The organism is Rodentibacter sp. (assembly GCF_057314195.1).
Genome location: NZ_DBHLAM010000045.1, coordinates 1 through 14,697, shown reverse-complemented (window position 1 = coordinate 14,697; position 14,697 = coordinate 1). Strand labels below are relative to the sequence as shown.

The 14,697-nt window shown below is 44.9% G+C and carries 15 protein-coding genes; 2 read left to right on the top strand and 13 right to left on the bottom strand.

The features are described from left to right. Window positions 1-44 precede the first annotated feature (44 nt). The 11 genes from ACO59Y_RS06325 to hslR form a co-directional block, all read right to left on the bottom strand. Window positions 45-635, bottom strand: a complete 591-nt coding sequence (locus ACO59Y_RS06325; RefSeq protein WP_486131638.1) for a hypothetical protein — start codon at window positions 633-635, stop codon at window positions 45-47. Then, window positions 632-1,618 carry a beta-ketoacyl synthase N-terminal-like domain-containing protein gene (locus tag ACO59Y_RS06320; RefSeq protein ID WP_486131636.1) on the bottom strand — a complete coding sequence of 329 codons (987 nt, stop codon included), beginning with the start codon at window positions 1,616-1,618 and terminating at the stop codon, window positions 632-634. Before ACO59Y_RS06320 ends, ACO59Y_RS06325 begins: the two co-directional genes overlap by 4 nt. Then, the gene (locus ACO59Y_RS06315; protein ID WP_486131634.1) at window positions 1,618-1,908 is read right to left on the bottom strand and encodes an acyl carrier protein; all 291 of its coding nucleotides are present in this window, start codon (window positions 1,906-1,908) and stop codon (window positions 1,618-1,620) included. The genes ACO59Y_RS06320 and ACO59Y_RS06315 overlap by 1 nt, the downstream gene beginning before the upstream one ends. Further along, the gene (locus ACO59Y_RS06310; RefSeq protein ID WP_486131632.1) at window positions 1,908-3,149 is read right to left on the bottom strand and encodes an ABC transporter permease; all 1,242 of its coding nucleotides are present in this window, start codon (window positions 3,147-3,149) and stop codon (window positions 1,908-1,910) included. Before ACO59Y_RS06310 ends, ACO59Y_RS06315 begins: the two co-directional genes overlap by 1 nt. Then, on the bottom strand, window positions 3,143-3,865 hold the full coding sequence (locus tag ACO59Y_RS06305) for an ABC transporter ATP-binding protein (RefSeq protein ID WP_486131630.1): 723 nt from the start codon (window positions 3,863-3,865) through the stop codon (window positions 3,143-3,145). The genes ACO59Y_RS06310 and ACO59Y_RS06305 overlap by 7 nt, the downstream gene beginning before the upstream one ends. After that, window positions 3,862-4,854 carry a BtrH-related acyltransferase DarH gene (gene darH, locus ACO59Y_RS06300; RefSeq protein ID WP_486131628.1) on the bottom strand — a complete coding sequence of 331 codons (993 nt, stop codon included), beginning with the start codon at window positions 4,852-4,854 and terminating at the stop codon, window positions 3,862-3,864. Before darH ends, ACO59Y_RS06305 begins: the two co-directional genes overlap by 4 nt. Window positions 4,855-4,861: 7 nt before the next feature. Beyond that, on the bottom strand, window positions 4,862-5,854 hold the full coding sequence (locus ACO59Y_RS06295; protein WP_486131626.1) for a virulence RhuM family protein: 993 nt from the start codon (window positions 5,852-5,854) through the stop codon (window positions 4,862-4,864). Continuing rightward, window positions 5,844-6,236 (bottom strand): DarG family dialkylresorcinol biosynthesis protein, encoded by a 393-nt coding sequence (locus tag ACO59Y_RS06290; RefSeq protein WP_486131624.1) that lies wholly within the window; start codon window positions 6,234-6,236, stop codon window positions 5,844-5,846. Before ACO59Y_RS06290 ends, ACO59Y_RS06295 begins: the two co-directional genes overlap by 11 nt. Further along, window positions 6,226-7,386, bottom strand: a complete 1,161-nt coding sequence (locus tag ACO59Y_RS06285; RefSeq protein WP_486131622.1) for a beta-ketoacyl-ACP synthase III — start codon at window positions 7,384-7,386, stop codon at window positions 6,226-6,228. The genes ACO59Y_RS06290 and ACO59Y_RS06285 overlap by 11 nt, the downstream gene beginning before the upstream one ends. Before the next feature lies 1 nt (window position 7,387). Next, a complete protein-coding gene (locus tag ACO59Y_RS06280) occupies window positions 7,388-8,305 on the bottom strand; it encodes a dialkylresorcinol condensing enzyme (protein ID WP_486131620.1) in 918 nt (305 codons plus the stop codon). Window positions 8,306-8,393: 88 nt separating this feature from the next. Next, window positions 8,394-8,780, bottom strand: coding sequence for a ribosome-associated heat shock protein Hsp15 (gene hslR, locus ACO59Y_RS06275; RefSeq protein WP_373603429.1), 387 nt, complete (start codon window positions 8,778-8,780; stop codon window positions 8,394-8,396). Between the two features lie 66 nt (window positions 8,781-8,846). Here hslR and nudE point away from each other — a divergent pair, with 66 nt between their 5' ends. Continuing rightward, window positions 8,847-9,398: an ADP compounds hydrolase NudE gene (gene nudE / locus ACO59Y_RS06270; RefSeq protein WP_486131618.1), complete on the top strand. Its 552-nt coding sequence runs from the start codon at window positions 8,847-8,849 to the stop codon at window positions 9,396-9,398. A 289-nt stretch (window positions 9,399-9,687) separates the two neighbouring features. Here nudE and gpt read toward each other — a convergent pair whose 3' ends face one another. Further along, a complete protein-coding gene (gpt, locus tag ACO59Y_RS06265) occupies window positions 9,688-10,155 on the bottom strand; it encodes a xanthine phosphoribosyltransferase (protein WP_373603427.1) in 468 nt (155 codons plus the stop codon). Window positions 10,156-10,257: 102 nt separating this feature from the next. Between gpt and pepD the strand changes: the two genes are divergently transcribed. Beyond that, window positions 10,258-11,712, top strand: a complete 1,455-nt coding sequence (gene pepD / locus ACO59Y_RS06260) for a beta-Ala-His dipeptidase (RefSeq protein ID WP_486131616.1) — start codon at window positions 10,258-10,260, stop codon at window positions 11,710-11,712. A 91-nt stretch (window positions 11,713-11,803) separates the two neighbouring features. Here pepD and ACO59Y_RS06255 read toward each other — a convergent pair. Beyond that, window positions 11,804-14,697, bottom strand: a 2,894-nt coding sequence (locus tag ACO59Y_RS06255; protein ID WP_486131614.1) for a DNA-directed RNA polymerase subunit beta', incomplete at its 5' end; no start/stop codon positions are given.

Here is a 14,697-nt window from a genome sequence, read left to right as displayed (position 1 = left end):
CTGTTTTGGACTTTCAATAATTGGTTCAAGCCAAGCGTTTCGCGTTAAACAAATGTCGGATTTAATACAATAGATAAAAAATCCATCTCTTGCGTATTGTCAATATTCGGCAGATTATTCAACTTTTCGAGCGCACCTTCTGCGTCCTTCGACACTATCCAAAAGCACGCCCCTTCTTGTTGTCCGTTGTCGTTCTCCAACACCCAACCGACCAGCGCGGATGGCATCTCTTGCTGTTCCAGATCCAGCAACGCCAACCGTAACGGTTGCCAAATGGTTTGCTGATTTACCGCCAAAAACAGCGAATTGCCATGAATTTGCAAGGTTTGCGCCAGTTGAAAGGTCGCCGCGTTATTGATATTCGCCATAAAATCCAACGGGCTTGGCAGGTTTTGTGCCGTGAGTTGGTGGAACATTTTGTCGAATTTACTGGGTGAATTAAACGGTGAGCCGAGATAAATACCGCTTTTCTCCGTTAAATAAGGCTTTAGCGGTAATGCGCCTAGAAGAGCAAGTTGAGTGAAGCGGCTTAAACGACGGGCATCAACGCCATGTGCTTTGAGTTGTTGGCGCAAGGTTTTGTCGTCCATATCGTTGCTGATGAACTGATGGATTTGTCGGATAAAGTAGGTCATTTGTTTACCTCAAGCACCCAAGCTATATTGCTTCCACCGAAACCTAAAAAATAATTTAAAAAACGACCGCACTTTTGAGGTTCGCTTTTCAATTGATTGAATAAAATGGCGCTTTCAAGCGCCCCACTTGCGCCAAGGGTGTGTCCCGTTTGGGCTTTTATGGAAAGCCATTGCGCGAGAGGGAAAATTTCTTGTAAAAACCGTAGCTCCATTTCATCGCTGTTGCCGCCAACGCCATGGACTTTTACACCGTCAATGTCGGCCGGCGTGAAATTGGCATTATTGAGGCAGGCATTAATCAGGTTACGCAATGCCGATTCACTGCTGTTGGTGAGATTTTCGTTATCGGTTAGCGTCGTGACGCCCACTATTTCGCAAGGCAATTGTGGATTCGCTTGAGTAGATAACGCCACACAGCCGATGCCTTCGCCTAACACAATGCCCGTTGGGTTTGTGAGCGGCGAATATTGCGCTTCCTGTGATAACAAATTCATCGCCTGAAAATGCTCAAACGTCAGGCGATTAAACATCTCAAAGCCAATAACCAAGGCTTTTTCATACATGCCGCTTTTTAGCATTTTGTAAGCGTAACCCATTGCCTGTGCGGAAGAAGTACAAGAGGTGGCGAAACTGAACACCTCCGTTTGATAACGGGCACGTAAATCATCGGCAATCACCGCCAGACTATGTTCTTCCGGCAATGGGAGATTGTGCGCCAGGCGGGCTTCACAATCGCTGATAACATAAGCGGTGGAACCGAGCAGAATGGGAATATGCTTCAACTCGCTTTTATTCCAGCCCGCCTCCTGTAAAGTGCGGTCGATTTCCACATCAAAATACGCGTAAAGCTGTTCAAGGGAAAGCAAAGGCTCCTCAAAAGCATTGAAGTACGGAAAACGGAGCGGTTGCCCCAACATATTGGAGGTGCGCTGCCCTAAACTGTCGGCAAACTTGGCGGAGGTGGCGTTGAGATAAATATTCATCAGACTTTTTGGTGCTGTTCGCGGATAAAGGCGGCAAGATCTCGCACATTCATCATATGTTTACGCACCATGCGATCGCCCTGCAAACGTACGCCGAAATGGGCTTGCAAAGCCACGACAATCTGCAAAGCATCTAAAGAATCTAACTGAATGCGGCTTTGTTCGCCAAATAACGGTTCTTCGTCGCTGATTTCTGTCGGGTCAAATTCATCTTTTTCCGTTTCTTGGATAATCAGTTTTTTGAGTTCCTGTTCTAATGCCGGATGCTCCAGCGTGAAAAGATAAGCCATTAGAATCTCGCTTGTGTCGTCAATTGTCGTTGATAAATTAATGTGGCTAAAAGTAGCGTAACAATGCCGAAAGCGCTTAACAAATAGAGCGGTTGCTGAATTTGGCTAAGCGCGTAATGATTCAGCAATAAATTCTGAAAACCGCTTAATGCCCAGCCCATCGGGGAAAATTGCGCTACAGTTTGCATGATCTCGGGCATGACATAAACGGGCACCATAATCCCCCCGATTGCTGCCATAATAATAATGCCGCCACCGCCCAATACTACGGCATGCTCGGTGGTACGCGCCAGAACGCTTACCAGCAAACCATAACCCAACGCGGCAAGGCTAACGGCGCCGGATAGCACAAAATAAGGCAACCAATCGCCCGTTAACCCAAACGCCGGCATATCCAGCGCTGGCAATACAAAATAACCGAGCGCCACCATGCCGACAAATTGCAGTTGGTTGATGAGGAAATACGGAATCAATTTGGCAACAATCTGGCTCCATGCAGAGGTGCGCGCCATGCGCAGACGGGTAAGCGTGTTGGTTTGGCGTTCCATCGCCATCACATTGGACAGGGGAATCATGATAAAGAACATACCGAAAATCAGCCAGGCTGGCACGCTATGTTGCACGGAATTTGGCTTGGAAACTGCTTTCCCTTGCCGATTCACATAAATTTCCTGCCATAAATCTTTTGCCAGATAATCGTTAATTTGGGCGAATTTGCTATCCAGTTCTTTATTGACTTTATTTTGAATCTCTTTAATTGGCTTACGTTTGTTATTTTCTAACGTAATGTGATTGTCTGCCAAATAATCGTTTAAACGCAGTTGCGAATAATGCTTTTGCAACACGCCTTTCACACCCAACAACCAACTGCGATCCACGCTCGGATTAAGCCAAAGTTGCAGATTTTGTTCTTCGGAAAGTGCGGTCTGTTTTTTATTCGGATTGAAAATTAGCAAATCAAATTTCCCTGCTTGTAGCGCCTCTTGGTATTGCGCCAGCTCTTCCGGTGGCGCTTGATGAACGGCAAGTTTTTCATTTTTGAGCGCATCTAAAAAGGCATCGTTAAGCGCATTTTTTTCACTCAGTAGCATAATTTCCGAGCGATTGCTTAAGGCATTATCATTGCTCAACGCGGCCGACATAATCAGCATGAACAAAATCGGCATGATAAATAATACGGCGACACCGTGCAGATCGCGACTTAATAGACGCATTTCTTTGGCAATCGAAGCAATTAACACGTTTTTTCTGCCTTATTTAAAAAATCCAAATAAAAACGTTCCAGACTTTGCCCTTCTTTTAAAATGTCCTGCACCGATCCCTGATAAATCAATTCGCCTTCGTTCAGCAGCACCAATTTATCGCATAATTGTTCGATTTCCTGCAAATAATGGGAGGTATAAATCACGGTGACACCTTGCTGTTTCAACGCCGCTACGCTATTCAAAATAAACTGGCGGGATTGTGGGTCGATGCCTACCGTAATCTCATCTAAAAAAATCACTTTCGGGCGATTAATTAAACCGATGGCAAAATTCAAGCGGCGCTTTAAACCGCCGGATAAATGTTTCGCAAGTTTGTTTTTATGCGCCGTTAAATCCACCTGTTCCAGCAAGGCTTGCAGATAATTTTTGTCTTTCACCTCATAAAGTGCGGCAAAAAATTTCAGATTTTCCCACACCGTCAGCAACGGATAAAAAGCAAAATCCTGTGGCACCAAGGAAATTTGATGGCGTTGCTTTTTGGTCAACTGTGCAAATGGTACCGCATTGAAATAAATCTGTCCCTGCTGCACGGACTGCAACCCGGCAAGCAGCGACATAAGTGTCGTTTTGCCCGCGCCGTTAGGGCCAAGTAAGCCAATGGTGGATGCGTTTTCAATGCTGAAATTGATGTCGCGCAACGCGAGGTTTTGGGCGTTGGGGTAGCGATGTGAAAGGGTTTGAACCGTAATCATAGTGTGCGTAATTCCAGCCAAAGCGCCTGTTCCCTATCCGCAATCTCCCGCAAATAGTCCGCCACCATGTTATAGCCTTCCGCCGATGGCTTTTTGCATTGTTTCACACATAATCCTGCAAATTGACGCCACATATCGCCGATTTCCGTCATCTGTTCGGATGCCTGTTTGTACTTCGATTGTTGGCAAATATCAGCAGCTTGTTCGAGGAAATAGGCATACAAATAACGGAAACCTGCGCCGCCGGTGCCGATTTCTTCCTGCATACGCACGATATGCCCGAGGTATAGGCGTTTGTATTTTTCCGAAGGGTGATTTGCGAGCTTTTCAATTTGTTTGGCGACAGTGCGGATGCCTTTAACGCCGACGAAAAATAGAGGCGCCAGCATTTGTTTGGCGTTCTTACGAATGGCTTTATGAATTAAGGCAGGTAAATCTATTTGGACTAAATTCGGTTGATTTTCAAAGTAATACATCAATCCTTTTGGTGCTAATACACCTTTTACAAAACGCGCCCGTTGCAAATCTTCCGTTGCGCAACGTTGCACGCTTTCAAACACAGGATCGCTAATCAGATAGTCGTTTTGCTCTTTGCCATACACGATTAAATTATGCGCATTAAAATGAAAACGCATTTCAGGCGGAAAATAAGGCAGCCAGAAAACCGAGGTTTGCAAGCCCACTAATTTATTTTCAGCCAACGCCTTGTCAAGTGCTTGCAGCCCGATTTCCGGCGAGCGAAACTTCTGTATTTTTAACCGCACTTTCAGCCGTTTTGAGACTTTTTTGATAATCGAACGCGGCGGCATTCGATAAGAAATCAGCGGCATTCCGTTAATTTCCACCAACGGAATATAAACAAAGGTCAACGCTGATGCCAAGCCGAAAACCATGGCTTCGTTAAAATCCACGCCGTGCGCTTTCAGCAGAGTGGACATGACGCCGCTTTCGCAGTGGGCGGTGTGTTGGTGGTGGAAGTTGTTGTTCATCGTTAAGTTATTTTTTTAATTTAAATAATTTTTCAACGTAAATTTCGCCTAGCCGCTCTTTTTCTTGCCGGCGATTTTTGGCAAATTTATCGTATTCTAAATAGGCTTTTTCGTCCGCTTGTTGTTTACTGATTGAGCCGGCGTTTTGCAATACTTGACGATCATTGAAAGCGAGAAATTCATCTAGCTTTTGCGTCCAATCTTTTAAGAAAAATTGTTTTTTGCGGGAAGCCTGATCTTCGGCGAAATCCAACCACATTGATATGATTCGGTTTAATGCGGTGATTTCTTTTTCATTCAAATAATTTTTCGCCACGGTTACATCTTTTTTTACCACATCGGTACCACGAAAATTTGTCAGCCCCATATTGGGCAAACTTGCGTTGGCTCTCTGAAATATGATTTCCGATGCGGTGCTGTTCGTGCAAGCAAAATGTAATTTGTTCTGGATTTTTTGGAAAAATTGCGTCGTTTCTTTAAATGAAGGTTGATAGTCTGCTGCTAAAGTAAAAATTTCACGAACGCGTAAATACATTCTGCGCTCGCTTGCTCGAATATCCCGAATTTTTTCTAATAAAAGATCGAAATAATCCTCTGCTTGATTTGTTCCGATAGGTGGATTTTTTAAGCGTTCTTCATCTAAAACAAAGCCTTTTTGAATATATTCCGTTAATGTTCGCGTTGCCCATTGTCGAAATTGCGTGCCTCGAGCGGAGCGGACGCGATAACCGATGGCTAAAATCATCGGTAACGCATAAATTTGAGTATTATATCGCTTGCCATCAGTGGCAGTTGTCAACTGAAAGTTGACAACTGAAGCTTCATCCAATTCATTTTCTGCCAAAATCGCTTTAATATGCTTGCTAATATTTTGCTTTGAGGTTTGATAAAGCTCTGCCAACTCTAGTTGATTCAACCAAAGTTGCTGCCCCAGTTCGCGCAAAGTAAATTGCGAAAACCCATCATCGGTGGTGTAAATAATAATGTCATTATCTGCCATTTTTTATTTCCTCAAGACTTATCCCAAAAACCTCCGCATATCTCTCCAACACCTTATCCGACAACTTCGCGAATACTTGCGGTTTAAAGTGGCGTTTGATTTGCCATTGCCAGAAGCCGGTGGCTTGGGCGAGGCTGGGGAGGTCGAAGCGGTAGCGGTACATATAATAAAAGAGCGGTGACTTTTCGCCGAGTTTTACGGCGGCTAACGCTTCGGTGGTGAGTCGGTTGAGTTCTTCTACCGCCTGTTCGGTAGCGAATTCTTCCATTTCCCAACCGTTAGTGGTGGCGGTTTGGTAGTTGCCGTTTTGGGTGGCGTAGATGACTTTACGCTGTCCTTTGAAGATTTTGCTGTCGTCTTGCGGGATATCGTTAACGTCCATCGACGACCTCAAGCAGCATAAAACAAGAAGAAAAACGACCGCTCTCAGGAATATAACAGAGCACTTTTTGTCCGTTCACAAGCGGGTATTTTTCGAGAAACTCTTGCAAAATAATATAGATGGAAGCTGATCCCGTATTTCCTTTACTTTCAAGGTTGGTAAACCATTTTTCCTGCGGGATAACGAAATTGATGTTTTTCAATCCTTCCAATAATTTATCGCGGAAAAAGCCTGAAGAATAATGCGGCAGGAAATAATCAATTTCATCAGCTTTTAAAGCGTATTTGTCGATTAAACGCAACAATGTCTTTTCTACCGTACAACGCACAATGTTTTCATTCAGCAATTTCACATCTTGTTTCACTGCCATAAAACTACGTGCATCGCGGGTCTGTTTATCCACATTTTTCCAACCGACAAATTTTCCTTGCTGTAACTCGGCACCGGCATACATACAAACCGGCATTTCGTTGGCGTAAGAAATCAGATAAATCCAATGAATTTTGAAACTAATTCCTTGCGGATTGGGCTTGTTGCTTAAATGCACTGCGCCTGCACCATCGGAAAGCATCCAACGAAGAAAATCTTTTTCAAAACCGATTTCCGGGCGCGCATCCTCTAATTTTTTCTGATCGATTTCCGCTTCAAAATGTTCGCTACGCATAATTGCCGAGGCACTTTCAGATGCGACCGCGATGGCGTTGTGGTGTTCGCCGGTACGAATGCCGTTGTAAGCGTGTTTCATCGCCGCCATGCCGGCAACACAGACGCCGGCGGTGGTGAGTACTTCATAAGGTGGCGCGTCAGGAATTAAACCGTGAATCATCACGCCTTGCCCCGGCATAATTTGATCGGGGTAAGAAGTGCCGCACGCTAAACAGCTCACTTCATCTGCTTTTAAGCCTTGGGCAAATAAGCCTTTGATTGCTTCTACTGCAAGCTCTGTACCGCTGTGTGTGGTTTCTCGTGTGATCGGATTAATCGCATAATGGCGGGTTTTGATTGCATTAGAACGCAAAATCATTTTTCGTACGCGGGATGGTAACTCACCGATCTGCCCTAAAATCTGTTCGATTTGATCATTTTCCACTGGTGCATTAGGCAAAAAAGCGGCAACACGGTTGATATAAACATCGGTTAAAGCAGTCAACTTATTCTCCTGAAGGTTCGGCAAAATAGCGTTTTTGGTGCGCTAATTTTTCTTTTAACAATGGCTTAAGTAAGCGTTTGATGAGCGCGGAAAACGGCACTACGGTGAGAATTAACGCAATTAAAAAGAGAATGTAAAAATAGAGAACGACACGACGAAAACGCGGTGAAATTTGACCGCACTTTAACAGCAATTTGCCCCATAAATAGAAACTGCGATGACCGACTTTTTCGCTCATCATCAATTTTTCATCAATTTTTACTGCGCCCATATTCTGAAATAGGGTTTGATCAAGCAGTATATTCTGTTTGAAAGTGTGCGAAAGTTTTTCACCGAAACGTTGCATATCCTGTATTTCGGCATCACTGATACCCGCGCTCGGTAGCCATGAAAAATAACGTTTTTTTCCGCTAAACATCCACGCCGGCGTGGTAATAAAACTCGCCCATGAATTGGATTGATCGGTTTTGACAATATTGCCGATTAAACTCGCGCCAAGTGCGGTCAATATTTTCTTCATTTTTTCCTGTGCCATCAGCCACATATTGCGGCAACCGATCAGCGTAATTACCGGCGTGTCTTTCAGGATATGTGCTTGTTCCGACTGTAAAAATGCGGTGATTGGTTGTGATGGTGAGAGAAACCAGACGCTGTAGGCGATGATTACCAGATCATAGTTTTTTCGTTGTAATTGCGGGGGCTCAATAGGCGCCGGTCTTAAATGCACAGATTCGGGAAATTGGTTAAAAAACGTCATGAATTTCCAAGGGAAGAGGTAAGGTTTTTGCGGTTTGATAACACAATGTTCTACACAAATATTGGATTGATTTTGCAACGGTACGAGAAAATTTTCCGTCAAACGGGAGAGTTGCCCGGTTTGGGAATAGGAAACAACGAGAATGTTTTTGGTTTTAAGCATGGTCGTTTTGAATACGAATTCGTGAAAAATAGAGCAATAACTATCAAGCGCATCATAATCTTTATATGATTGAAAAGATAGATTCAATTTATTCTTGATGCTTAAATTTCAACAAATCCCGTCGTTCTTTTTTGTTAGGCCGGCGATCCGGATGCGGCATGGAAAGCATGTTATTTTTACGCGCCCAAGCTGTTTCTTCGCGTTTTTTTACGCTTTGTTCAGTTTCGCGATAAAGTAATTGAGCTTCCGGCGCGCCGCGTCGTTGATCACTGAGCGCCAATACTTCCACTTCCTTTTCCTCATTACCTTGACGCAGTTTTAGCACCGCACCCACGTCGACAATTTTGCTGACTTTGGCGCGTTGTCCGTTGTAATGTACTTTACCGCCTTCAATCATTGCTTTGGCGATACTGCGGGTTTTATAAAAACGTGCGGCCCAAAGCCACTTGTCAAGTCTGACTTCTTTTTTGTCCATGTTAAATTTCTCAGTGTCATTTGTGATAGATTATGTGCGATGGTATCACAGAATAAAGGAAAGGTTATGTCGCAAAATCAACCGGAAATTTTGGCCGTTCGTACAGCCGCGAAATCCCGCTTGTTGGAAATCCAATCTGTCGATTTACGATTTTCTAACGGTGAACGGCGCACTTATGAACGCCTTAAACCTAGCGAGCATCACGCCGTTATGATGCTGCCTATTGACGACGATTGGCTTTTGCTGGTTCGCGAATATGCAGTTGGCACGGAGCGCTATGAACTAGGCTTTCCTAAAGGCGGCGTGGATGCGGGCGAGAAGCCGGAAGACGCGGCTAATCGTGAGCTGAAGGAAGAGCTTGGTCTAGGCGCCAAACAAATTCATTTTCTTCGTACAGTCAATACAAATCCGAGTTATATGAGCAACATAATGCATATTTTCATTGCACGGGATTTCTATTCTTGCCGACTGGAAGGCGACGAACCGGAGCCGTTAGAAATCGTGCGTTTCCCATTGGCAAATATTGATGAGTTACTCGCCGATCCGAATTTTACAGAAGCACGAAATTTAACTGCACTTTATGCGTTAAGGGATTATCTGAACAACTTAGCAAAATAAAAAACGGTTTAATTTTTAACAAATTCTAAAACCTGAAAAATTACTCATAAACATAGAACACACTTGTATCGCTTAGATTTTCACTACATTAATATCGGCGCGCAAAGGTTGTAATAATCTCGTGAGCTACTGAATATGCAAAACGACGCATGAATTTTGTACTTAACAAATAGCACCGCATTGGAAGCGGCTCCAATGCGGTGCTATTTTGTGAGGCAATTTCCGTTTTACGTAACTGCAATATTATTTCAAAAATTCACCGCACTTTTCTGTAACGCTACAACTTGAATTATTTTCTGGCGAGAGGCGGCACAAAGGTTAAACCTAAATCCCAAGGCTGTTCGATCCAAGTGTTTTGCGGAATATCGACAATGTAATCATCAACTAATTGTGCACCGGCCGGTTTGGCGAATACGGTAACGAATTTTGCGTTCGGGTACATTTCGCGAATTGCACGCGCGGTATTGCCGGTGTCCACTAAATCGTCCACCACGATAAAACCTTCGCCGCCGTTCGGCACCTCGGCAGCATGCAATACCTGCAACTCGCCTTGATTTTTGTGATCGTGATAACTGGCGATACAAACGGTTTGTACGTGGCGAATGCTTAATTCGCGCGCCAATACCGCGGCCGGAAATAGACCGCCGCGGCTCACCGCGATGATGCCTTTCCATTGAGAGGCCGGAAGTAAACGTTCTGATAATTTGCGGGCATGCATTTGGAACATATCCCAAGTCACCACATATTTTTCGCTCATTTTGATACCTTATTTTGTCGATAAATAAAAATGGCGTAAGGATAACGCGAAACAGGGTTTTATGCTATTATTTCGTGCGATTTTACGCAAAAAGGAGCGAATATGTCTGAAATTACGACATTGCAACCGCAATTATTATGGCAATGGTTTGAGCAAATTTGTGCGATTCCCCACCCGTCTCATCACGAAGACAAATTGGCGAATTTTATTGTGAACTGGGCGCAAGAAAAACGGTTTTTTGTGGAACGCGATGAAGTCGGTAACGTACTGATTCGTAAGCCGGCAAGCACCGGTATGGAACACTGCATTCCGGTAGCGTTGCAGGCGCACTTGGATATGGTGCCGCAAGCCAATGAGGGCAATTCACACGACTTTACCAAAGATCCGATTCGCCCTTACATTGACGGTGATTGGGTGAAAGCGCAAGGTACTACCTTGGGCGCCGACAACGGCATCGGTTTGGCCTCTTGCTTGGCAGTGTTGGAAAGCGACGATATCGCCCATCCGCCGCTCGAAGTATTGCTCACTATGACAGAAGAAACCGGCATGGATGGTGCCTTAAATTTGCGTCGTAATTGGTTGCAATCGGAAATTTTGATTAATACGGATACCGAAGAAATCGGTGAAATTTATATCGGTTGCGCCGGCGGAATTAATGCCGAATTAGAGATTCCCGTACAATGCGAAGTCAATACATTTGCGCATAGCTTTCAGCTTGTGTTAAAAGGCTTGCGCGGTGGCCATTCCGGCGTGGACATTCATACCGGACGCGCCAATGCGATTAAAATGTTAGCCCGTGTGTTAGCCAAACTTTCACAACATCAATCGCACTTCCGGCTTGCGGAAATCCGTGGCGGCTCCATTCGTAACGCGATTCCGCGCGAAGCAGCAGCAATTTTGGCATTTGACGGCGAAGTAAACGCCTTTGAAAGCACGGTTCAAAATTTGCAGGTTTTATTAAAAGAAGAATTAGCGATTGCCGAGCCGAATTTGACCTTATTCTTAGAACCGATTGCCAAACCGCAAAGCGTGTTTGATGCGCAAAGTACACAAACCGTGATTAATTTATTGAACGCCTTACCAAACGGCGTGATTCGCAACAGCGATGTGATTAAAAACGTGGTAGAAAGTTCGCTCAGTATCGGCGTGTTAAAAACTAACAGCACTCATGTGCAGGGTACGATTTTGGTGCGTTCATTAATTGAAAGCGGCAAGGCCTATGTCACCGAATTATTGGATTCGGTCGCCTCCCTCGCCGGCGCTAAAACCGAATTCTCCGCACCTTATCCGGGCTGGAAACCGGTAAACGACTCCGCAATTTTAAAACTTTCCATGAAACATTATGCCGATGTGTTAGGCAAGCAGCCGGACATTAAGGTTATCCACGCCGGCCTTGAATGCGGTCTTCTCAAAGAACATTATCCGAATATCGAAATGGTGTCTTTCGGTCCAACCATCCGCAACGCCCACTCGCCGGATGAGAAAGTTCAAATTTCCACGGTAGAAACCTATTGGGATTTGTTGACGAGAGTATTGGGGGATATTTCAGCTAAGTAAAAATAATCTATAAAAGTATTTTTACATTAATTGATTTCTGTTTAACAAAAAAGCCCCTTTCGGGGCTTTTTTATTTACCTATTTCACAATATTAATCTTCCATTTCGGAGTTTAATAATGCTGCTAAACTTTGCGTTGCGTCATCAGCAATGAATTCAAATTCTGCTTCAATATCAGCATCATTTGCGAAGGTGGAGATTGGTTCTTCGATCGCTTCTACCGCTAATTCTGCTGCTTTTTGGCGGCTTTTAATGCGGTTTTGGTGATACGCGAAACCGGTACCGGCCGGAATTAAACGACCCACGATGACGTTCTCTTTCAAACCGCGTAATTCGTCACGTTTACCTGCCACCGCAGCTTCGGTAAGAACACGTGTAGTTTCTTGGAACGATGCCGCCGAGATAAAGGATTCCGTTGCAAGAGACGCTTTGGTGATCCCCAATAATTCACGCTCGAATTCAACCGGTGGTTTGCCTTCCGCTTCACGTTTACGGTTCACGATTTTCACGCGAGCCACTTCCACTTGTTCCCCTTCGAGGAATTCGGAGTCGTAAGCTTTGGTGATAATCGCCTTACGCAACATTTGACGTACGATAACTTCGATGTGCTTGTCGTTGATTTTTACCCCTTGTAAGCGGTAAACATCTTGCACTTCGTTGACGATGTACTCGGTGACTGCGCGCACGCCGCGTAAACGTAAAATATCGTGTGGCGTTTCCGCACCGTCAGAGATGATGTCACCACGTTGTACCATTTCGCCTTCAAATACGTTGAGCTGACGCCATTTTGGAATCATTTCTTCGTAAGTTTCACCTTCAGTTGGGGTGATTAATAAACGACGTTTACCTTTGGTTTCTTTGCCGAAGGACACGATACCGGAGATTTCTGCCAAGATTGCAGGCTCTTTCGGTTTACGCGCTTCAAACAAGTCTGCCACGCGTGGAAGACCACCGGTAATATCTTTGGTACCTACAGATTCTTGTGGAATACGGGCTAATGGTTCACCCACTTTCACTGCCGCGCCATCGTCTAAACTGACGATTGCTTTACCCGGTAGGAAGTATTGGGCTAATACATCCGTTTCAGGTAAGAAGATATCGTTACCGTTTGCATCTACCAATTTGATGGTTGGACGTAAATCTTTACCTGCGGTTGCACGTTCACCCACGTCTTGCACCACGATAGATGAAAGACCGGTTAATTCATCGGTTTGACGTGTGACGGTCAAGCCGTCCACGATGTCGATGAATTTCACGAAGCCCGCCACTTCAGACACAACCGGCATAGTATGTGGATCCCAGTTCGCTACGGTTTCGCCAGCAGTCACTTCTTGACCGTCACCTTTGCTTAACACCGCACCGTAAGGCACTTTATAGTGTTCTTTAGTACGACCGAATGCATCGGTAATGGTTAATTCCGTGTTGCGAGAAGTTAAGACTAATTTACCTTCATCGTTAGTCACAAATTTCGCGTTCATTAAGTGTAATGTACCGGTATTTTTCACCTGTACGCTAGACTCTTTGGCTGCGGCAGATGCCGCACCACCAATGTGGAACGTACGCATGGTTAACTGTGTACCCGGTTCACCGATAGATTGTGCCGCGATAACGCCCACCGCTTCACCTTGGTTGATAAGATGACCACGCGCAAGGTCACGACCGTAACATTTCGCACATACACCAAAGTCGGTATCACAGGTTACAACAGAACGAACTTTCACGCTGTCCACGGAGTTTTCATCTAACACATCACAGAGTTTTTCATCTAATAAGGTATTACGTGGAATTAAAACTTCTTCTGTCCCCGGTTTTAAGATGTCTTCCGCTACCACACGACCTAACACCAATTCGCGAAGTGGTACTTTTTCATCACCACCTTCGATTAATGGGGTCATCACTAAGCCTTCGTGTGTACCACAGTCGTCTTCGATGATCACTAAGTCTTGCGCCACGTCAACTAAACGACGGGTTAAGTAACCGGAGTTTGCTGTTTTCAATGCGGTGTCCGCCAGACCTTTACGCGCACCATGGGTTGAAATAAAGTACTGTAATACGTTCAAACCTTCACGGAAGTTCGCGGTGATTGGGGTTTCGATGATTGAACCATCCGGGCGCGCCATCAAACCACGCATACCCGCTAACTGACGAATCTGTGCCGCGGAACCACGCGCACCGGAATCCGCCATCATAAAGATGCTGTTGAAAGACGCTTGTTTTTCCGGTTTACCTTCACGGTTGATCACTTCTTCTTGAGACAAGTTTTCCATCATGGCTTTCGCAACGCGTTCGTTCGCTGCCGCCCAGATATCGATCACTTTGTTATAGCGTTCGCCTGCAGTCACAAGACCGGATTGGAATTGTTCCTGAATTTCTGCAACTTCTTCTTCTGCTGCAGAAATAATTTCGTATTTCTTCGCCGGGATCACCATATCGTCGATACCAACAGATGAGCCGGAACGTGCCGCGTAAGCAAAACCGGTGTACATAATATGGTCAGCAAACATGACCGCTTCTTTCAAACCTAAACGACGATAGGCTTCGTTAATCAGTTTTGAAATGGCTTTTTTGCCTAATGTTTGGTTGAACAAGGAATATGGCATACCTTTTGGTGCGATCATCCATAAAATTGCACGACCGATGGTGGTATCGGTAAGTGTGGTTTTCGCATCAAATTCGCCGGCTTCATTTTTCACATACTCAGTAATACGCACTTTTACGCGAGAATGTAATTCTGCTTCACCGGTACGATACGCTTTTTCCGCTTCGCGTGGATCTTGCAATAACATTCCTTCGCCTTTACCGTTCACTTTTTCACGGGTCATATAGTAAAGACCCAACACCACGTCTTGTGATGGCACGATAATCGGATCGCCGTTCGCCGGTGAAAGTACGTTGTTGGTAGACATCATCAACGCACGCGCTTCTAATTGCGCTTCTAACGTTAATGGAACGTGAACCGCCATTTGGTCACCATCGAAGTCCGCGT